This is a genomic window from Neomegalonema sp. (genome assembly GCF_028688855.1).
Taxonomy (GTDB): Bacteria; Pseudomonadota; Alphaproteobacteria; order Rhodobacterales; family Rhodobacteraceae; genus Neomegalonema.
Map to the genome: position 1 here is coordinate 56951 of NZ_JAQTXI010000004.1, position 18838 is coordinate 75788.

The following is an 18838-nucleotide window of genomic DNA, read 5'->3' on the forward strand; positions in this document are numbered from 1 at the left end:
CGCGGGGCCGGGAGGAGTCGGCTCCAGCATCGCCACGTTCCGTCGCGCTCGTCGCGGCGCGGACAGGATCCAGGGAGCGGAAAATTCACCGATCAGACATGACAGGCGGCCGAGGATATTTCGGCACCGACGGCGTCCGCGGGCGAGCCAACGCCCATCCCATCACCGCCGAAATGGCCCTGCGCCTCGGCCAGGCCGCAGGCAGCATCTTCGCAGGAGAAGGAGGAGACCGCCGACGCGTCGTCATCGGCAAGGATCCGCGCCGGTCCTCCTACATGCTGGAATCCGCCGTGGCGGCGGGATTCATGGCCATGGGCTTCGACGTCTGGTCGCTGGGGCCTCTGCCGACTCCGGCGGTGAGCATGCTGGTGAAGTCGCTGCGGGCCGATCTGGGCGTGATGATCTCCGCCTCGCACAACCCCTTCCATGACAACGGCATCAAGCTCTTCGGCGCCGACGGCTTCAAGCTCTCCGACGCCCAGGAGGCGGCGATCTCCGCCCTGATGGACGCGGGCGTGCCGGACTCCGCCTTCGTCGAGCCCCGCGCCATGGGCCGCCATACGCATCTCGACGATTCCCACGCCCGCTACATCGAGTTCGTCAAGAACACCTTCCCCCGCGAACTGAGCCTCGACGGGCTGCGGATCGTGGTCGATTGCGCCAATGGCGCAGGCTACAAGGTCGGGCCCATGGCCCTCTCGGAGCTGGGCGCCGAGGTCATTCCGCTCGGCGTCGCGCCCAACGGCTTCAACATCAACGACGGCGTGGGCTCCACCGCGCCCCAGGCCTGCGCCGCCAGAGTCGTCGAGACCCGCGCGGATCTCGGAATCGCCCTCGACGGCGACGCCGACCGCGTCCATCTCATCGACGAGACCGGCGCCGTCATCGACGGCGACCAGATCATGGGGCTCATCGCCGGATCCTGGGCGGCGCGCGGCGCGCTCAAGGGCGGGGCTCTGGTGGCCACGGTCATGTCGAATCTGGGCCTGGAGCAGCATCTCAAGGCCCAGGGGCTGGGGCTCGTGCGGGCCAGCGTCGGCGACCGCTTCGTCGTCGCCGAGATGCGCGCGCGCGGATGCAACCTCGGCGGCGAGCAGTCGGGACACATCGTCTTCGGCGATTTCGCCTCCACCGGCGACGGGCTCGTCGCGGCGCTCCAGGTGCTGGCCGAGATGGTCCGCCGGGGCGAGAAGGCCAGCACGCTCGGACAGGTCTTCAAGCCCTATCCGCAGCTTCTGAAGAACGCCCGCTACGCGCCCGGCGCCAATCCCCTCGCCGCGCCGGAGGTCAGGAGCGCCATAGCCGAGGCCGAAGCCCGGCTCGAAGGCCATGGACGGCTGCTCATCCGCAAGTCCGGCACCGAGCCGCTGATCCGGGTCATGGCCGAGGACGAGGATCCCGAACTCGTGCGCGAGATCGTGGAGGCGCTCGCGGCCCTGATCGCGCGAACCTCCTGAAGGCCCCCCCCTGAAGGCCCGGGCCTCCCGAGGCCGAGGGGATTGACCGCCCCGCCGCTTTCGTCTTGATGAACCCCGACAGGTTTGCAGGACGGGAGCGGAGCGGATCATGACCGAAGGCCTCTGGGATTTCTGGATCGACCGCGGCGGCACCTTCACCGACGTGATCGGCCGCGCGCCCGACGGGACTCGCCGGGCCCGCAAGCTGCTCTCGGAGAATCCCGAGGCCTATGAAGACGCCGCCGTGGAGGGAATCCGGCTCCTGCTCGGCGCGGCGCGCGGCGATCCCCTGCCCGCTTCGCGCATCGGACTGGTGCGGATGGGCTCGACGGTGGCCACCAACGCGCTGCTCGAACGCAAGGGCGAGCGCACGCTCCTGCTCGTCACCAAGGGATTCCGCGACGCCCTGCGCATCGCCTGGCAGGCCCGGCCCGAGATCTTCGCCAAGGAGATCCTCCTCCCCGAACAGCTTTACGAGCGGGTGATCGAAGTCGAGGAGCGGCTTCGGGCCGACGGCTCGATTGAAACGCCCTTCGCGCCGGGAGATCTGCCCGAACGGCTGGCCCGCGTGCGGGCCGAGGGGATCGGCGCGGTGGCCGTGGCCTTCATGCACGCCTGGCGCGACGGAGCCCATGAACGCCTCGCCGGAGATCTCGCGCGGGCGGCGGACTTCGCCCAGGTCTCGCTGAGCCATGAGGCCTCGCCCCTGATGAAGCTGGTCGGGCGCGGCGACACCACCGTCGCGGACGCCTATCTCTCGCCGATCCTGAGGCGCCATGTGGCGCGGGTCGCGGAGCGTCTGGGCGCGACGCCTCCGGGCGAACCTGGCCCGACGCTGCAATTCATGATGTCCTCGGGCGGGCTGACCGCCGCCGAGCGCTTCCAGGGCAAGGACGCGATCCTCTCCGGCCCGGCGGGGGGCGTCGTCGGCATGGCCGAGACCGCCGCCATCGCGGGCTTCCGCAAGGTCATCGGCTTCGACATGGGCGGCACCTCGACCGACGTCGCCCATTACGCCGGAGACTACGAACGCGCCTTCGATACGGAGGTGGCCGGAGTCCGCATCCGGGCGCCCATGATGCGCGTCCATACGGTGGCGGCGGGGGGAGGCTCCATCCTGCGCGCCGAGAACGGACGCTTCCGCGTCGGGCCGGATTCGGCGGGCGCCGATCCGGGGCCGGCGAGCTATCGGCGCGGCGGACCGCTCACCGTGACCGACGCCAACGTCATGCTCGGCAAGCTTCAGCCGGATCTCTTCCCCGCGATCTTCGGGCCGCAGCAGGACCAGCCCCTCGACCGCGAAGCCGCCGCGCAAGGCTTCGCCGGGATCGCCGCCCGGACGGATCTGACTCCCGAAGCCGCCGCCGAAGGCTTCCTGCGCGTGGCCGTGACCAACATGGCCAACGCCGTCAAGACCATCTCGGTGCGGCGCGGCCATGACGTCACGCGCTATCTGCTCAACGCCTTCGGCGGCGCGGGCGGACAACACGCCTGCCTCGTGGCCGACGCCCTCGGCATGGAGGCCGTGCTGATCCATCCGCTTTCAGGATTGCTCTCGGCCTATGGAATCGGGCTCTCCAGCATCTTCGCCAGCCGACAGAAGGCCGTGGAGGCGCCTCTTGAGGCTGGAAGCCTTCCCCTCATGCAGGCGGCCTTCGCCGAACTCCGGGCCGCCGTGGCGGAGGAATTCGCCGCTCAGGGACTCGCGCCGGAGGTCATGGAGGCCCGCGAGATCCTGCATCTGCGCTATGAAGGCTCGGATGCGGCGCTTCCGGTGGTCTTCGGAGGCGATCCCGCCGCCGCCCGCGCCGCCTTCGAGGCGGATCATCTGGCGCGGTTCGGCTTCGCCTCGCCGGAGAAGCGTGTGATCGTCGAGGCCGTGGAGGCCGAAGGGCGCGAGAGCGCCGATTCCCGCAAGGCCGAGCCCGTCCATCCGCTCCGACCGGGCCGCCCTGCGCCTGCCGAGAGCCGCCGCGTCTTCATGGAGGGGGCATGGCGCGAGGCGGGGATCTTCCGCCGCGAGGTCCTGACTCCCGGCGCCGAGATCCCCGGCCCGGCGCTGATCATCGAGCCCAACCAGACGGTGGTCGTCGAACCCGGCTGGAGCGCCGCCGTCACGGCCCATGACCATCTTCTGCTCCGGCGTCACGAACCCCTCGCGCCGCGCAAGGCGGCGGGAACCGAGGCCGACCCCATCCTGCTGGAGGTCTTCAACAACCTCTTCATGTCCATCGCCGAGCAGATGGGCCTGACGCTCCAGAACACGGCGCAATCGGTGAACATCAAGGAGCGCCTCGATTTCTCCTGCGCGGTCTTCGACGGCTCCGGCGCTCTGGTGGCCAACGCCCCGCACATGCCGGTGCATCTGGGCTCCATGGACCGCTCCGTCGAGACGATCATCCGCCGCAACGCCGGAAAGATCCGCCCCGGCGAGGTCTACGCCCTCAATGCGCCTTATGACGGCGGCACCCATCTGCCGGACATCACCGTCTGCACGCCGGTCTTCGATGAAGCGGGCGCGGAGATCCTCTTCTGGGTGGCCTCGCGGGGGCATCATGCGGATGTCGGCGGGATCGCGCCCGGCTCCATGACGCCCCGCGCCACCCGGCTTGAGCAGGAGGGCGTCCTCATCGACAATCTCAAGCTCGTGGAAGGCGGCGTCTTCCGCGAAGCCGAGGTGATGAAGGTTCTCACGGATCATCCCTGGCCCTGCCGCAATCCGGCGCGCAACCTCGCGGATCTCAAGGCGCAGATCGCGGCCAACGCAAGAGGCGTCGCCGAGATGCGCCGCATGGTCGAGGATTTCGGCCTCGACGTGGTGCGGGCCTACATGGGCCATGTCCAGGACAACGCCGCCGAAGAGGTCGCCGCCCTCGTCGCGCGGCTGAAGGACGCCGAATATGTCTACCCCACGGATCAGGGCCGCGAGATCCGCGTCAAGATCTCCATCGACCGCGAAAAACGCGAGGCCACGGTGGATTTCACCGGCACCTCGCCCCAGACCGGGGACAACTTCAACGCCCCCGAGCCGGTGGCCCGCGCGGCGGTGCTCTATTGCTTCCGGGCGATGGTGGAATCGCCCATCCCCATGAACGCCGGATGCCTCAGGCCGATCCGGATCGTCATTCCGGAAGGCTGCATGTTGCGGCCGCGGTCTCCGGCGGCGGTGGTGGCCGGAAACGTCGAGACCTCGCAGCATGTGACCAACGCCCTCTTCGGCGCCCTCGGGGCCATGGCGAACAGTCAGGGCACCATGAACAACCTCACCTTCGGCGATGAGGAGTTCCAGTATTACGAGACGATTTGCTCCGGGGCTCCGGCGGGGCGGATGAACGACGGACGCGGCTTCGCGGGCGCCTCGGGCGTCCACACCCACATGACCAACTCGCGCCTCACCGATCCCGAGATCCTGGAATTGCGCTTCCCGGTCCTGCTGGAGGAATTCCGCATCCGCGAGGGCTCCGGAGGAGCGGGCGAATTCCCCGGCGGCGACGGAACCGAGCGTCGGATTCGGTTCCTCAAGCGCATGGATTGCGCGATCCTCTCCTCGCACCGGAGGATCGCGCCTCGGGGTCTGGGGGCGGGCGGGCCGGGCGAGATCGGCGCGACGCAGGTCCGGCGCAATTCCGGCGAGGTGGAAACCCTGCAAGCCTGCGATCAGACGGTTCTCGAACCCGGCGAGGCCGTGATCCTGACCACCCCCACGCCGGGAGGCTTCACGCCCGGCTGAGGCGGCGCCGGATCAGGCGCGGCGGGCGTATCCATCGGGGTTCTCCGATTGCCAGCGCCAGGCGCTGCGGCTCATCTCGGCGAGGCCGCGTTCGGCGCGCCAGCTCAGCAGGCGGTTCGCCTTGGCCGGATCCGCGACGCAGGCGGCGATGTCGCCCGGACGACGCCCCGTCACTTCATGGGGCAGATCCCGCCCGCAGGCCTCGGAAAAGGCGCGCAGCATCTCGCGGACGGTGTGCCCCGAGCCCGTCCCGAGGTTGAACACCTCCACGCCCTGACGCGCGGCGGCGTAGCCCAGCGCCGCCACATGCGCCCGCGCCAGATCCACCACATGGATGTAGTCGCGCAGGCCGGTGCCGTCGCGGGTGTCGTAGTCGTCGCCGTAGATCGAGAGCTTCGCGCGGCGACCCACCGCCACCTGCGAGATGTAGGGCATCAGATTGTTCGGCACGTCATGGGGATCCTCGCCGATGCGGCCGCTCTCATGAGCCCCCACCGGATTGAAATAGCGCAGGATCGCCCCCCCGCTCCCCGGACGCGCGCGGCTCCAGTCGAGGATGATCTGTTCGGCCATGTGCTTGGTGCGTCCGTAGACGCTCGCGGGATGGCAGGGATGCGACTCGTCCAGCGGCAGATATTCCGGCTCGCCGTAGACCGTGGCCGAGGAGGAGAAGACGATCCGCGCGCAGTTCACGGCGTTCATCGCTTCGAGCACGTTCATCGTGCCCGAGACGTTGGTTTCGTAATAATCGAGGGGCCTGGCCTCGCCTTCGCCCACCGCCTTGAGTCCGGCGAAATGGATCACCGCCTGAGGCCGGAAGGCCTCGAAGAGCCCGAAGAGCGCCGCGCGGTCGCGGATGTCGAGCCGGGCGAAGCGGAAATCGCGGTTGGAGAGCTCCCGCACGCGGTTCAGCGCCTCGGGCGAGCTGTTGGCGAAATTATCCGCCACAAGGATCCTGTGGCCTTCCGCAAGCAGTTCGAGCAGCGTGTGGCTGCCGATGTAGCCGGCGCCGCCGGTCAGAAGCACGTCCATTCCACGTTTCCCGAATGGCGAGTTCCATGATGCTCAGGAACTCCACAGGGAAATTAACGGGGAATGGGTTGGGGATTCGTTGACGCGAAGGCCGGTCCCGACAAGAAATCGGCCCGGCCTGCGGAGTCAGCGGCGGCGGGACCAGGGCAGCCAGAAGCGTTCGATCAGCCGGAAGAGGATCTCGAAGCCGAAGGCGAAGAGCGAAATGGCGAGAATCCCGACGATCACCATGTCCGTCACCAGGAATTGCGCCGCCGACTGGATCATGTAGCCCAGGCCGCGCGAGGCCGCGACCAGCTCCGAAGCGACGAGGGTCGTCCATCCGGCCCCGAGCGCGATCCGCACCCCCGAGATGATCGAGGGCAAGGCCGCAGGCAGGAGCACATGCCGCAGCGTCTGGAACCGGCTCGCCCCGAAGGAGCGCGCCGCCCGCACCTGCGATTCCGAGGCGCTCCCGACTCCGAAGGCCGTCGAGATCGCGATGGGCGCGAACATCGCCACCGAGATCACCAGGATCTTGCTCCCCTCGCCGATGCCGAACCAGATGATCACCAGCGGCAGATAGGCCAGAGGCGGCAAGGGACGGATGAACTCGATGAGCGGATCCAGCAGACCTCGCCCCACGGGACTCAGCGCCAGCACGAACCCCGCCGGAACCGCGATCAGCAGCGTGACGAGCAAGGCCGCCATCACCCGCCCGAGGCTCGCGGCGGCGTGCTGGCCGAGGGTGGCGCTGGCGTAGCCCGTATCCGCCGCGATCTGCGCCGCCTTCCAGACGCGATCCGGCGAGGGCAGGAACACCGGCGGCGCCCATCCGCGCGCCGAGGCGATCCACCAGAGGCCGAAGACCGCCGTCAGGGTGAAGAGCGCGGCGAAGACCGGCAAGCGCCTGAGGAAGGCCGCCGGAAGCGCGGGCCTGCCGCCCGACGGGAAGCGCGACGCCGCGCGCTCGGGAAGATTCGTCGCGCTGACGGTCATCAGGCCGCCTCCTCGGCGTGAATGGCTGCGATGAGGCGCTCGCGGGCGGCGATGAAGGCCGGTTCGGCCTTCAGCGCGCGGGCCGGGACGCCCTCCAGAAAGCGGGCGGAGAAATCGAGGCCTTCGTCCAGCCCGATCCGTCCCGGACGCGGCTCCATCACGACCACCCGCGTCCCGAGAAAGAGCGCCTCCTCGACGCTGTGGGTGATCAGCAGAGCCCCGGCGCCGCTGGCCCGCCAGACCTTCAGCAGCAGCTCCTGCATGCGGTCGCGGGTCATGGCGTCGAGCGCGCCGAGGGGTTCGTCCATGAGCAGGAACTCCGGTTCGGCGGCGATGGCCCGCGCGATCCCGAGCCGCTGGCGCTGACCGCCCGACAACTCCCAGAGGTTCTTGCGCTCATGGCCCTCCAGCCCGACCAGCCGGAGCAGCGCCGCCGCGCGCTCCAGCCGCTCCGCCCGCCCCGCGCCCTTGAGCCGCAAGGGAAAGGCGACGTTCTCCGAAGCGTCGAGCCAGGGCAGAAGGGCGTCGTCCTGAAAGACCACCGCCCGATCCGCTCCCGGCCCGGTCACCGGGCGGCCGTCGACCTCCACCGCGCCCGAACTCGGGGCGACGAAGCCCGCCGCCAGATTGAGCAGCGAGGTCTTGCCCGCCCCCGAACGCCCCAGCACGGTCACGAATTCGCCGCGCCGGATCGTCAGGTCCACGTCGCGCAGGACCTCGACGGAGCCCCCGCCCGCCGGATAGCTCAGCGAGGCCCTGCGCAGACGCAGAAGGCTCAATTCTGGTCCGCCTGCTGGGCCTGACGCGCATGGGCCGCGTTCACATAGGGCGCGTAATCGGCGAGGGCGGAGGGGAAGCTCCCCTGCTCCACGAGGAAGGCCGCCGTATCGGCGATGGCCTTCGCCGTGCCGCCGCCGAGGAAGGCTTCGCCCGCCTGATCCTTCAGCCCCACGAATTCATAGCCCTTCAGCAAGGCGGGGACCTCCTCCGGCGAAGCGCCGGTCAGTTCGGCGATGGCCTTGACCTGTTCGGATCCGGCGGTCCAGGCCTCGGGATCGGCGAGATAGGCGTCGGTGGCCGCGCCGGTCGCCCGCACGAAGCCCGCCACGATCTCGGGATTCGCCTCGGCGTATTCCTTGCGGACCACCCAGCCGTCGAAGGTCGGGCCGCCCCATCCGGCCACATCCGCCGAATCCGCGAGCACCTTTCCGCCCGAGCCCTTGATCTGGCTCAGCACCGGATCCCAGACATAGGCGCCCTGGATGTCTCCGCGCTCCCAGGCGGCGGCGATCTCCTGCGGGCGCAGATTGACCAGCCGCAGGTCGCTCGGCTTGAGGCCCCAGTGGCCCAGAGCCGTCAGCAACGAATAATGCGCCGTGGAGGCGAAAGGCGTCGCGACGGTCTTGCCGGCGAGGTCCTTGGGCTCCGCCACGTCGCGCACGGCGAGGGCCTCGGCGGAGGAGATGTTCCCCACCACATAGATCACCTCGATGGGCAATTCCCGGCTCGCGGCGACGGTGATCGGGCTGGAGCCGATATAGGCCACGTCCACCGAGCCCGAGGCCAGAGCGGCGATGACGTCGGCGCCCGCGCCGAAGAGGCTCCAGGAGACCTTGGCGCCGGTTTCGGCCTCATAGGCGCCCGTCGCCTGAGCCACGCGGCTCGGCTCGACGATCTGCTGCCAGCCGATCCGCAGATCCTGAGCGGCGGCGGGAGTCAGGAAGGAGGCGCCGAGGACGGCGGCCAGCGCGGCGAATCTGCGGGTCATTGAGAGCTTTCCTTATCCGATGCGGCGCTTTCGCCGGAGCCCGGAGCATCTCGCGCCGGAGGGCGATCCCCTAGTGCTTTCTTCATCCATCCATCTGATCATTCTGGATAACGCCTGAAGGATCCGGAGATCTTCGCCCGGATCCATATCCGGAAAACGCACAAGCAAATCTGATGACGGCCTTGGACGCGGCCGCCGTCCTCCTGAATAGTCTGCGGAGTTGTCCGGCCTTTCAGGATCCTGCGTCATGACGAGCATCGCCCCCCGCGCCCCCTTGAACTTCTTCTGGTTCATCCCGACCCATGGAGACGGCGCCTATCTCGGGACGGAGAAGCGCGCCCGGCGTCCGGAATTCCGCTATTTCAAGCAGATCGCCACGGCGGTCGACGAGCTGGGCTTCGAGGGCGTCCTCCTGCCGACGGGCCAGAGCTGCGAGGATTCATGGATCACCGCCGCCGGACTGGCCACGCTCACCGAGCGGCTGAAATTTCTGGTGGCCTTGCGTCCGGGCGTGACCTCGCCCGCCTTCGCCGCGCGCCAGACCGTGGCGCTCGACCGGCTCAGCGGCGGGCGGCTGCTGCTCAACGTGGTGGTGGGCGGCAATCCGAAGGAGCTGGCCGGAGACGGGATCTTCCTCTCCCATGACGAGCGCTATCGGCAGGGCCGCGAATTCCTCGAGATCTGGACGCGCCTCGTCACGGGCGAGACCGTGGATTTCGACGGCGAACATTACAAGCTCCAGGGCGCGCGGATCGACTTTCCGCCCGCTCAGACGCCGCGTCCGCCGCTCTATTTCGGCGGCTCCTCGGAGGCGGGTCAGGATCTCGCCGCCGACGCCGTGGACCTCTATCTCACCTGGGCCGAGCCTCTGGCCGACGTGGCTCAGAAGCTGGACTCCGTGCGGCGCAAGGCCGCCGCGCGCGGCCGCAAGCTGCGCTTCGGGATGCGCCTGCATTTCATCGTCCGCGAGACGGAGGAGGAGGCCTGGCGCGCCGCCGAAAGGCTCATCGCTCATGTCACCGAGGAGCAGATCGAACACGCCTGGCGGCGCTTCACTCAGGAGATGGATTCCGTCGGCCAGCGCCGACAGGCCGAACTCCATGGCGGACGCCGCGACAAGCTGCTGATCGCGCCCAATCTCTGGGCGGGCGTCGGGCTGGTGCGGACGGGCGTCGGGGCGGCTCTGGTCGGGACGCCCGAGCAGATCGCCGAGCGGCTGCGCGAATATCAGGCGCTTGGAATCGAGACCATCGTGGGCTCCGGATATCCGCATCTGGAGGAGGCTTATCACGTGGCGGAGCTGCTCTTTCCGCTGCTCGGAATCGAGACGCGGCGGCAGGGCCTGCGCGAGGCCATCGCCAACGAGTTTTCGGTGGGGCTGGCCCGCCAGGCCTAAAAGCCGACTGTCGGGCGGCGGGCGCTGCTGTCACTCTCGAGCGATCCGGGCGAAGACCCGGAAGGCAAGGGAGTGAACAAGATCCGCAAGACCCCGAACCCGCTCGCGGAGGCTCTGGCGCTTCTGCGCGAGCCCGCCGCAGATCTTTCATCCGGCTCGCCGAAATCCGCCGCCCGACGCGTGGGCGGCGACATCACCATGCGCAAGCTCCAGATCTTCTGGGCGGTGGCTCATGCGGGCTCCCTCACCCGCGCCGCCAAGACGCTCGAAGTCACGCAGCCGACGCTCTCGCAGCAGCTCGCCGCGCTGGAGGCCTCGGTGGGCGCGCGGCTCTTCGAGCGCGCGGGCGGCGCGCTCACCCTGACGGAGTTCGGCGTCTCCTTCCGGCGCCATGTCGAAAGCGTCCTGCGCACGACCCAGGAGCTTGAGGACATGATCTCCGAATCCGGCGAGGGCCGACAGCGGACCATCCGCATCGCCGGATTGCCCTCGGCCATGCGGACTCTGGCTCCGGCGGCGATGCTCTCCCTCGCCTCGGAGCGCGCCGCGCTGGATTTCGACATGCATGAAGGCGCGCCCGACGAGATCCTTGAAATGCTCTACGCCCGGCGGATCAACGTCGCGCTGCTCTCCTCGAACATGCTGGACGACCTCTCGACCGGCTTTCGTCAGATCCCCCTCATGGAGGACCCCTACGTCCTCGTGACGCCGGAGCGCCTCGACCTCTCGGAGATCTCCGATCCGGAGAGCCAGCTCTCTCCGGAGGATCGGGAGATCCTGCGCCGCACGATCCAGTTCGCCTTCGGCAACCAGCATTCGCGGCGCATCCAGAACTGGTTCGACGCCGTGCTGCCGGGCGCCCGGACCTTCGCCCGCACGCGCAGCTTCGACCTCGCGGTGGAGATGGTGCGCAGCGGCCTCGGGATCTGCGTCGCGCCCCGGCTGAGCGCCTCGCAGGGCCAGGGCTCCGCGACGCTCGAAGGCGTGCGGCTGCATCAGCTCTCCATCGCGCCGCGCCGGATCGTGGCGATCACCCCGACCCATTACGCCCGTCAGGAGCCCTACGCCACGCTGCTCGCGAGGCTTCAGGAGGTGGGCGCCGGGCTCTCCTGGCCGCCCGTCGCGCCGCAGCCGCCCTTCATCGCCCTGCGTCAACAGGACCAACGTCGGTAAATTGCGCGCCCCGCCTCTATGGCCGCCATAGATTGCGCATCTCCCCTCCGAAACTACGCTGTTCTTGCGCCCGGGATCGGCCCGGACGCCACCCGCGCATCGCGCGCAGATATGGAGGAAAATCATGGCCTGGAGCAAACCGGTCATCGCCGAAGTCGCCGTCGGCATGGAGATCAACATGTACGCCTGCGCGAAGCAGAAGTGACCTCGTTCTGCTGCGGAGCCAGGGAGGCGACGAAATGTTGAAGATCGTCGTTCTCGGCGCCGCAGCAGGCGGAGGCCTGCCGCAATGGAACTGCCGCTGCGCGGTCTGCGCCGAGGCCTGGAGCGATCCGGCCTTGCGCGAGACGCAAGCCTCTCTGGCGGCCAGCGTGGACGGGCGGAGCTGGTTCCTGATCAACGCCTCTCCGGATCTGCGGGCGCAGATCCTCGCGACGCCGCAGCTGCATCCTCGGGAAGGAAGCCTGCGCCACAGCCCCGTCGCGGGGGTGATCTTGACCAATGGCGAGATCGACGCCGTGACCGGCCTCCTCTCGATGCGCGAGGGGCAGCCCTTCGCCCTGCACGCCCATCCGCGCGTGCTGGAGACCCTCGCCGCCAACAGCCTCTTCAACGTGCTGGACCCGGCGAAGGTTCCGCGCCTGCCCATCTCGCCCGGCGAGCCCTTCGAGCCGCTGCTCCCGGACGGCCGCCCCTCCGGTCTGCTGGTCGAGGCCTTCGACGCGCCGGGCAAGCCCGCCTGGTATCTCGAAACCGCCGCCGAGGCGCCCAAGCCCGCCGCAGGCGACACGCTCGGCCTGACGCTGACCGACCGCGCCAGCGGCGCGCGGGCGCATGTCCTGCTCGCCTGCGCGGCCCTGACGCCGGATCTGGCCGAGCGTCTGCGCGGGGCGGATCTGCTCTTCTTCGACGGCACGCTCTGGCGCGACGACGAGATGATCCTCGGCGGGCTGTCTCAGAAGACCGGGCGGCGCATGGGGCATCTCTCGATCTCGGGCCCCGAAGGCGCCATGGCGCTGCTTGGGGATCTGGAGATCCGGCGCAAGGTCTTCCTGCACGTCAACAATTCGAATCCCGTCTGGCTTCCGGCCTCGCCCGAGCGCGCCGCCGTCGAGGCCGCAGGCTGGAGCATCCCCCGCCAAGGAGAGGAGTTCGCCGCATGAACGCCGACCCCAGGATTCCCGAAGAACCCCGGGAGCCGCTCGACGGGCCCGAAGCCCTGGAGCGCCGCCTCCGCTGGATCGGCGCGACGCGCTATCACAGCCTCCATCCCTTTCACCGGCTGCTCCATGGCGGGAAGCTGGACAAGGGACAGGTGCAGGCCTGGGCGCTGAACCGCTTCGCTTATCAGTCGATCATTCCGATCAAGGACGCGGTGGTGGTCTCGCGTTTCCGCGACCGTCAGACCCGTCTCGAATGGCGCCACCGCATCGAGGACCATGACGGCGGCCCCGAGGACGAAGGCGGAATCGAACGCTGGCTGCGTCTGACCGACGGGCTGGGGCTGGATCGGGCCTATGTGGAATCCATGCGGGGAATCCTGCCCGCGACCCGCTTCGCCGTCGAGGCCTATGTGCATTTCGTGCGCGACCGCTCGCCGCTGGAGGCCATCGCCTCCTCGCTCACCGAGCTTTTCGCGCCGAACCTGCATGAGGAACGCATCTCCGGCATGCTGGAGCATTACGACTTCATCAATCCCGAGATCATGGTCTATTTCCGCCGCCGCCTGACCCAGGCTCCGCGCGACGCCGGATTCGCTCTGGATTACGTCAAGGCCCACGCCCGCACGCCCGAAGAGCGCGCGCTCGTCTGCGAGGCGCTGATCTTCAAGACCAACGTGCTCTGGGTCCAGCTCGACGCGCTGCATCACGCCTATGTCGGCGGCATGATCCCGCCGGGAGCCTTCGCGCCGGGGGAGGACGCGCCATGAGCGAGGCTGAAAATCCGCGCCCCGAAGCCCCCTGCCCCGAAGACGGGATCGAGCGCCTGCGCGTCACGCCGGAGAGCCGCCCGAAACTGCCGCGTCATGTGATGCTGCGCCACGACAAGACCCGCGACCGCTGGCTGATCCTCGCGCCGGAACGCGTGCTGGCGCCCGAGCCCACCGCCGTGGAGCTTCTGCGTCTGGCGGACGGCAAGCGCAGCCTGCGGGAGATCGCGGAGGAGCTGGCGGCGATCTACGCGGCGCCCGCCGAGGTCATCGAGGCCGACGCCCTGGAGATGTTCCAGGATCTGGCCGACCGCGGCTTTCTGACTCTCGCCAGGGAGGCCCGAGATGGCTGACTCCCCCCTTCCCGAGACCCCGACGCCGGAGCCCATGGCCCCCGTCGCCGTAGACGAGTTTCAGCTTCTTTCGAAACAGGCCGAGGGCTCGACCTACGGGATTCCTCTGGCGGTGCTGGTGGAGCTGACCCATCGCTGCCCTCTGCAATGCCCCTATTGCTCCAATCCGGTGGAGCTTGAAGCCTCGAGCAAGGAGCTGACGACGGCGGAATGGCTCCGGGTCATCGACGAGCTGGCCGAGATCGGCGTCTTGCAGATCCATTTCTCGGGCGGAGAGCCCACGGCGCGCAAGGATCTGGTCGATCTGGTGCGGCGGGCCTCGGAGGCGGGGCTTTACTCCAACCTCATCACCTCGGCGGTGATGCTGACCCGCGACAAGCTGGAGGCTCTGGCCGACGCCGGGCTGAACCATGTCCAGATCTCGATTCAGGGCGCGGAATCCCGCGTCGCGGATCGGGTGGGCGGCTTCCGCAACGGCCACGTCAAGAAGCTCGAAGTCGCGCGCTGGGTGAAGGAGCTCGATCTCCCGCTGACCGTCAACGCCGTGATGCACCGGCAGAATCTGGCGCAACTGCCCCAGATCATCGATCTGGCCGTGAGCCTGCGCGCCGCGCGGCTGGAGGTCGCCAACGTGCAATATTACGGCTGGGCGCTGAAGAACCGTCAGGCCCTGATGCCCTCCCGCGCCCAGATGGAGGAATGCACCCGCGTCGTCGAGGCCGCCCGCGCCCGGCTGCATGGAATCATGGAGATCGATTACGTCATCCCCGATTACTACGCCGAGCGCCCCAAGCAATGCATGGGCGGTTGGGGGCGGCAGTTCTTCAACATCTCTCCGGCGGGCAAGGTGCTGCCTTGCCATGCGGCGGAATCCATCACCGGGCTGGAGTTCGATTCCGTGCGGGGCAACAAATCCATCCGCTGGATCTGGGACAACTCGGAGGCCTTCAACCTCTATCGCGGCGTGGACTGGATGCCCGAGCCCTGCCGGAGCTGCGCCTTCAAGGAGATCGACTTCGGCGGCTGCCGCTGTCAGGCCTTCGCGCTGACGGGTTCGGCGCGCAACGCGGATCCGGCCTGCGTGAAGTCCGAGCATCACGCGCGGCTCTTCGCCGTAGCCCATGAAGCGGCCTCGGGCGGAGACGGCTTCCTCTACCGCAATTTCTCGGGCGGCACGCCGGAGAAGACCGGAGGCTGAACAGGAATGGTCGAACCCGGCTTTCACCTCGACGTGGGCGACGGGCACCGGATCTGCGTCGAGCCCTGGGGCGATCCTCGGGGCGCGCCGATCCTCTTCCTGCATGGCGGGCCGGGGAGCGGCTGCAATCCGGGCCAGAAGGCGCTTTTCGATCTCGAGCGCCATCATGTGATCTTCGTGGATCAGCGCGGAGCGGGCCGCAGTCTGCCGCGCCGCGCGCGCCACGCCAACACCACGGCCCATCTGATCGCCGATCTCGAACAGGTCCGGCGCCGTCTGGGGATTCCGCGCTGGCTGGTCTGCGGCGGCTCCTGGGGCGCGACGCTCGGTCTGGCCTATGCGCAGGCCCATCCCGAGCGCGTGGCGGGCCTCGCCCTGAGGGCGGTGTTTCTGGGGACGCGGGCCGAACTCGACTGGGCCTTCGGCGAGGGCCTGAGGATCTTCCGGCCCGAGCTTCACGCAGCCTTTCTGGCCCATCTGCCGCCCGAGGAGCGGGCTTCGCCTCTGGACGCCCTGTGGCGACGCATCCTCGACCCCGCGCCGGAGGTCCATGGCCCGGCGGCCTGGCTCTGGCATGACGTCGAGCGCCGCCTCTCCGAGCTTGAGCCCGCGCGGAGCGATCTGGAGGCGCATGACGCCTCCGCGCCCTTCCCCGCGACGGCCTTCATGGAGGCCCATTATTTCCGCGAGGACTGCTTCCTCGCGCCCGAGGCTCTGATCCGGGGCGCGGGGCGTCTGGCGGGGATTCCGGGGATCCTCGTGCAGGCGCGCTATGATCTGCTCTGCCCGCCCGCCACGACGGCGCTTCTGGCGGCCCATTGGCCCGAGGCCCGCCTCCGCATGGTCGAGGCCGCCGGGCATTCCCTGAGCCATCCGGGCGTCTTCGCGGCGCTCGCCGAGGCGGTCAGGGAATTGACCTCAAAGTAAAGAGCCCCGGCTCCTCCTCCAGAGCCGCCCGGAGTCCCGCCTCCGCGCCCATGACCACCACCCGCCCTCCTGCGAGCGCCTCATGGAGCCCCTGCGCGAAGCGGCGCAGATCCGCCGGACGAGTCGAGAGGACGGCGTCAAGCTCCTCCTGGCGGCGCTCCCCGGAGGAGGCTTCGAGCAGCCTGTCCTGCAACCGGAGCAGCAGTTCATCGCCGGGAGTCCTCGGCATGAACAGGGCCCCCAGAGCCCCGATGCGCAGACGCTCCGTCATCTCCTCGTCGGCGGCGGATTCCAGCCAGCGCCCGGACTCGCGCATCACGGCGAGGCTGCGCCTCAGATGCGGATCCCGCACGCTGAACAGGCTCGCGATCCCCTCCCGCCCGAGGCTCGCCCGCAGGCTGTAGGCGCCGCCCTCGACGCGGAGCTTCGGCCAGAGCCAGCCCGTTTCGATCGCCCGCAGCCCGAGGGCCTGCGTCCCGCGCGGCGCCAGCCCTGTAAGATCCGCGCAAAGCCCCACCACATTGAGCGGCGAAGGCGTGACGAACCCCTCATGCGCCGCAAGAGGCTCCGGAGCCGCGAGAGCGGGCTCCGCCTGGACGGGAGCGAAGCGCGCGAGGAAATCCCGGAAGGGCGCCGCCTCCGCCGCCCCGGAGACGGCCAGCCTCGGAGCCAGCCGCAGGAGGTCGAGCCCCGCAAGCCGCGCCTCGGAAGCCTTCGGCGCGAGAAGTCGCCCGAGGCCGTTCAGCCGATCCTGAAGGGCGCCGCCGTCAGAGAGTCCCGCGCGCAGACGCAGGTCCAGAAGCTGATGCGGCAGGCGTTGAAGCTGCTCCTTCAGACGCCCGCGCTCGACCTGCTCCAGATCGGCGATGCCCTCCTCCGGGAGCGGCGCGCCCAGAGCCTCGGCCAGAAGGTCCAGCGCCTGAAGCGCCTCCTCGGGCCGCGTCGTGAGCCGCAGGACGAGGCTCGCGGCGGAGCGGCCGTTCCGGTCGCTCGCGGCCCAGGGCTGCGCCGAGAAGCCTCGAACCAGAGCGAAGGCGGGGTGATCCTTCACCGCGCGCGTCGAGAGCCGAAGCCCGAGGATCGGCGCAAGATCGCGCTGCGCGGGCGCGAGGCCGCCCAGATCCAGCCCCAGCGCGATCCGCAGAAGTCCGTCCTCGGCCGGGGGCGCGCGCAGGAGCCGCCCTTCCCATGAACCCTGAGCCTGCGGTATCTCGCGCGGAAGCTGCGCCAGCGAAAGCCTCGGCGTCGCGCAGGGAGAAGCGGGCTCCGGAGGGCGCGGAGCGGCGGGCGGCGCGACGGCGGCCAGGTCATGAGCGCGGCGCCTGAGGCGCTCCGCGAGCCTCTCGGCCTGAGCGGGATCGGGCGTCAGAAGGATCGTCGCCTGATGCGGATTGCCGAGGAGATCCTCCCGGATCGCCCGCCGCAGGGCCCGAGCGCAGGCTTCGGGCTGCGCGCGCAGACGCCTCAGGCCGGAGGAGGCGTCGAGCGCCTCCAGCGGATCGCCCCCCTGCGCCCAGAATCCGAGAATCCGCCCCAGCCGCGTCAATCCGGCGGGCTTGCGCGGAAAGGCGTCGAGATCGCGTCCCTTCAGCTCCGTCTGCGCGAGAGCCGCCCGCAGAAGCTCGTCAGGCATATGATCGGCCAGCTCCGCCAGACGCGCCGCCGCGGCCTCCGGCGCCTTGCGGGCCTCGCGCCCGCGCAGGATCGCCGTGAAGGCGGGCTGCGCGAGTTCGGCGGAGAAGCCGCTCGTCCGCCCGAGAGTCAGCACCTCGATCCGGCGCAGGGGCGAATCCGGGAGATCGAAGAGCAGCGTCTCCAGCACCCGCGCCAAGGCCGGATCCATCGCGCGCGGAACCCATCCCAGAGCCGCGAAGGGCTCCGGCGCGGAGAAGGTCTCGGCGAAACGGCGCGGCGCGGGGAAAGGAGCCTGAAGCGGAAGGCCGGGCGCCGGAGCGCAGGGCGCGAAGCTCCGGAAGGCGGCGTGGATCTGCGCCAGCCTCGGAGCCAGAGGCGCCGGTCCCGAAAGGAAGACCAGCGCCCGGGAAGGATGATGCGTGGCCTTGTGGAAGCCCCGCAGCGCCTGGAGCGTGAGATCGGGGATGGCCTCGGGATCGCCGCCGGAACTCCACCGACAGGGCGTCTCGGGGAACAGGGCCGCGCGCAGACGCAACGCAAGCCAGGCCTCCGGATCGGCGAGATGGCCGCGCATCTCGTTGAAGACCACGCCGGTCAGCTCCGGACCCCGTTCCGAGCGCCGCAGACTCCAGGCCTCCTGAGCGAAGGCCTCCTCCCTCAGCAGCGGATGCAGGACGGCGTCGAGGCAGACCTCCGTCAGATTGGCGAGATCCGCCGCCAGAGGGCTCGCGAAATGATAGGAGGTCAGATCCGCCCAGGTCGAGGCGTTGAGATGGCTGGCCATGCTGGCCGCGTTGAGCTCGGCGAACTGCTGATCGCAGGGAAAGCGGCGCGAGCCCCGGAAGATCATGTGCTCCAGCACATGCGCGACGCCGGAATCGTCGCCGGGGCTGGTCGGGAAGCTGATCGAGAACTCCGATTCCGGCCCCTCCGTCTCCAGCGCGAGGATCCGCGCCCCCGTCGCGCGATGCCGCAGCCGCAGAGCCCGCCCTTCGGCGAGGATCGCCTCTCCGACGATCTCGAAATCCGGATTTCTGGAATCTGGCGTCATGCTTCTGCGGATCCTGTCCTGTTGCGCGGCGGGCGGCCATTGCTATCGTATTGATTGCATGAAGGTCGCCCCTCATGCGGGCGATGGTTCCGGGCGCCCTGCGCAGGATTTTCCGGAAGGCGGGCCTCGTTCAGCAACCGTTCAGTCATCGTTCATCAGACGACGTATACCTCTCAAACACGTCCCGGCGTTGCTTTCGTTTTCCCTCCC

15 protein-coding genes are annotated in these 18838 nt (G+C 69.3%); 10 read left to right on the forward strand and 5 right to left on the reverse strand.

The window, feature by feature from the left end; all coding sequences use genetic code 11:
* The first annotated feature begins 98 nt into the window (after nt 1-98).
* Both glmM and PHN62_RS04125 read left to right on the forward strand, forming a co-directional pair.
* Nucleotides 99-1457 (forward strand): phosphoglucosamine mutase, encoded by a 1359-nt coding sequence (gene glmM / locus PHN62_RS04120; RefSeq protein ID WP_300146723.1) that lies wholly within the window; start codon nt 99-101, stop codon nt 1455-1457.
* A 109-nt stretch (nt 1458-1566) separates the two neighbouring features.
* Nucleotides 1567-5187 carry a hydantoinase B/oxoprolinase family protein gene (locus PHN62_RS04125; RefSeq protein ID WP_300146726.1) on the forward strand — a complete coding sequence of 1207 codons (3621 nt, stop codon included), beginning with the start codon at nt 1567-1569 and terminating at the stop codon, nt 5185-5187.
* Between the two features lie 12 nt (nt 5188-5199).
* Here the strand turns inward: PHN62_RS04125 and galE are convergent, their stop codons facing one another.
* The 4 genes from galE to tauA all read right to left on the reverse strand — a co-directional run bounded on the left by galE (nt 5200) and on the right by tauA (nt 8965).
* Complete coding sequence (gene galE / locus PHN62_RS04130; RefSeq protein ID WP_300146729.1) at nt 5200-6219, reverse strand: UDP-glucose 4-epimerase GalE; 1020 nt, start codon at nt 6217-6219, stop codon at nt 5200-5202.
* A gap of 126 nt (nt 6220-6345) precedes the next feature.
* Nucleotides 6346-7197, reverse strand: a complete 852-nt coding sequence (locus tag PHN62_RS04135) for an ABC transporter permease subunit (protein WP_300146732.1) — start codon at nt 7195-7197, stop codon at nt 6346-6348.
* Nucleotides 7197-7976 (reverse strand): taurine ABC transporter ATP-binding protein, encoded by a 780-nt coding sequence (locus PHN62_RS04140; RefSeq protein WP_367186989.1) that lies wholly within the window; start codon nt 7974-7976, stop codon nt 7197-7199. Before PHN62_RS04140 ends, PHN62_RS04135 begins: the two co-directional genes overlap by 1 nt.
* Nucleotides 7973-8965, reverse strand: a complete 993-nt coding sequence (gene tauA / locus PHN62_RS04145) for a taurine ABC transporter substrate-binding protein (RefSeq protein ID WP_300146735.1) — start codon at nt 8963-8965, stop codon at nt 7973-7975. Before tauA ends, PHN62_RS04140 begins: the two co-directional genes overlap by 4 nt.
* Nucleotides 8966-9212: 247 nt before the next feature.
* Between tauA and ssuD the strand changes: the two genes are divergently transcribed.
* The 8 genes from ssuD (at nt 9213) to pip (ending at nt 15942) form a co-directional block, all read left to right on the forward strand.
* Nucleotides 9213-10361, forward strand: coding sequence for an FMNH2-dependent alkanesulfonate monooxygenase (gene ssuD / locus PHN62_RS04150; RefSeq protein WP_300146738.1), 1149 nt, complete (start codon nt 9213-9215; stop codon nt 10359-10361).
* 72 nt (nt 10362-10433) lie between these two features.
* Nucleotides 10434-11534, forward strand: a complete 1101-nt coding sequence (locus PHN62_RS04155; RefSeq protein WP_300146740.1) for a LysR family transcriptional regulator — start codon at nt 10434-10436, stop codon at nt 11532-11534.
* A 124-nt stretch (nt 11535-11658) separates the two neighbouring features.
* Entirely contained in the window at nt 11659-11739 is an 81-nt protein-coding gene (gene pqqA / locus PHN62_RS04160) for a pyrroloquinoline quinone precursor peptide PqqA (protein WP_300147098.1), read from the forward strand.
* Between the two features lie 34 nt (nt 11740-11773).
* A complete protein-coding gene (gene pqqB, locus PHN62_RS04165; RefSeq protein ID WP_300146743.1) occupies nt 11774-12697 on the forward strand; it encodes a pyrroloquinoline quinone biosynthesis protein PqqB in 924 nt (307 codons plus the stop codon).
* Nucleotides 12694-13464, forward strand: coding sequence for a pyrroloquinoline-quinone synthase PqqC (gene pqqC, locus PHN62_RS04170; protein WP_300146745.1), 771 nt, complete (start codon nt 12694-12696; stop codon nt 13462-13464). Before pqqB ends, pqqC begins: the two co-directional genes overlap by 4 nt.
* A complete protein-coding gene (pqqD, locus tag PHN62_RS04175; protein WP_300146747.1) occupies nt 13461-13817 on the forward strand; it encodes a pyrroloquinoline quinone biosynthesis peptide chaperone PqqD in 357 nt (118 codons plus the stop codon). Before pqqC ends, pqqD begins: the two co-directional genes overlap by 4 nt.
* A complete protein-coding gene (pqqE, locus tag PHN62_RS04180) occupies nt 13810-15015 on the forward strand; it encodes a pyrroloquinoline quinone biosynthesis protein PqqE (RefSeq protein WP_300146750.1) in 1206 nt (401 codons plus the stop codon). Before pqqD ends, pqqE begins: the two co-directional genes overlap by 8 nt.
* Before the next feature lie 6 nt (nt 15016-15021).
* On the forward strand, nt 15022-15942 hold the full coding sequence (gene pip / locus PHN62_RS04185; RefSeq protein WP_300146752.1) for a prolyl aminopeptidase: 921 nt from the start codon (nt 15022-15024) through the stop codon (nt 15940-15942).
* On the opposite strand, the gene PHN62_RS04190 is transcribed toward pip, so the two are convergent.
* Nucleotides 15920-18628, reverse strand: coding sequence for an insulinase family protein (locus tag PHN62_RS04190; protein WP_300146754.1), 2709 nt, complete (start codon nt 18626-18628; stop codon nt 15920-15922). The genes pip and PHN62_RS04190 overlap by 23 nt on opposite strands.
* Between the last annotated feature and the right edge of the window lie 210 nt (nt 18629-18838).

Coding starts and splice junctions, on each gene's coding strand:
- pqqA (WP_300147098.1), top strand. CDS start 11,659: ATGGCCTGGAGCAAACCGGTCATCGCCGAAGTCGCCGTCGGCATGGAG.
- galE (WP_300146729.1), bottom strand. CDS start 6,219: ATGGACGTGCTTCTGACCGGCGGCGCCGGCTACATCGGCAGCCACACG.
- pqqD (WP_300146747.1), top strand. CDS start 13,461: ATGAGCGAGGCTGAAAATCCGCGCCCCGAAGCCCCCTGCCCCGAAGAC.
- PHN62_RS04125 (WP_300146726.1), top strand. CDS start 1,567: ATGACCGAAGGCCTCTGGGATTTCTGGATCGACCGCGGCGGCACCTTC.
- ssuD (WP_300146738.1), top strand. CDS start 9,213: ATGACGAGCATCGCCCCCCGCGCCCCCTTGAACTTCTTCTGGTTCATC.
- pqqB (WP_300146743.1), top strand. CDS start 11,774: ATGTTGAAGATCGTCGTTCTCGGCGCCGCAGCAGGCGGAGGCCTGCCG.
- pqqC (WP_300146745.1), top strand. CDS start 12,694: ATGAACGCCGACCCCAGGATTCCCGAAGAACCCCGGGAGCCGCTCGAC.
- glmM (WP_300146723.1), top strand. CDS start 99: ATGACAGGCGGCCGAGGATATTTCGGCACCGACGGCGTCCGCGGGCGA.
- PHN62_RS04190 (WP_300146754.1), bottom strand. CDS start 18,628: ATGACGCCAGATTCCAGAAATCCGGATTTCGAGATCGTCGGAGAGGCG.
- PHN62_RS04135 (WP_300146732.1), bottom strand. CDS start 7,197: ATGACCGTCAGCGCGACGAATCTTCCCGAGCGCGCGGCGTCGCGCTTC.
- pqqE (WP_300146750.1), top strand. CDS start 13,810: ATGGCTGACTCCCCCCTTCCCGAGACCCCGACGCCGGAGCCCATGGCC.
- pip (WP_300146752.1), top strand. CDS start 15,022: ATGGTCGAACCCGGCTTTCACCTCGACGTGGGCGACGGGCACCGGATC.
- tauA (WP_300146735.1), bottom strand. CDS start 8,965: ATGACCCGCAGATTCGCCGCGCTGGCCGCCGTCCTCGGCGCCTCCTTC.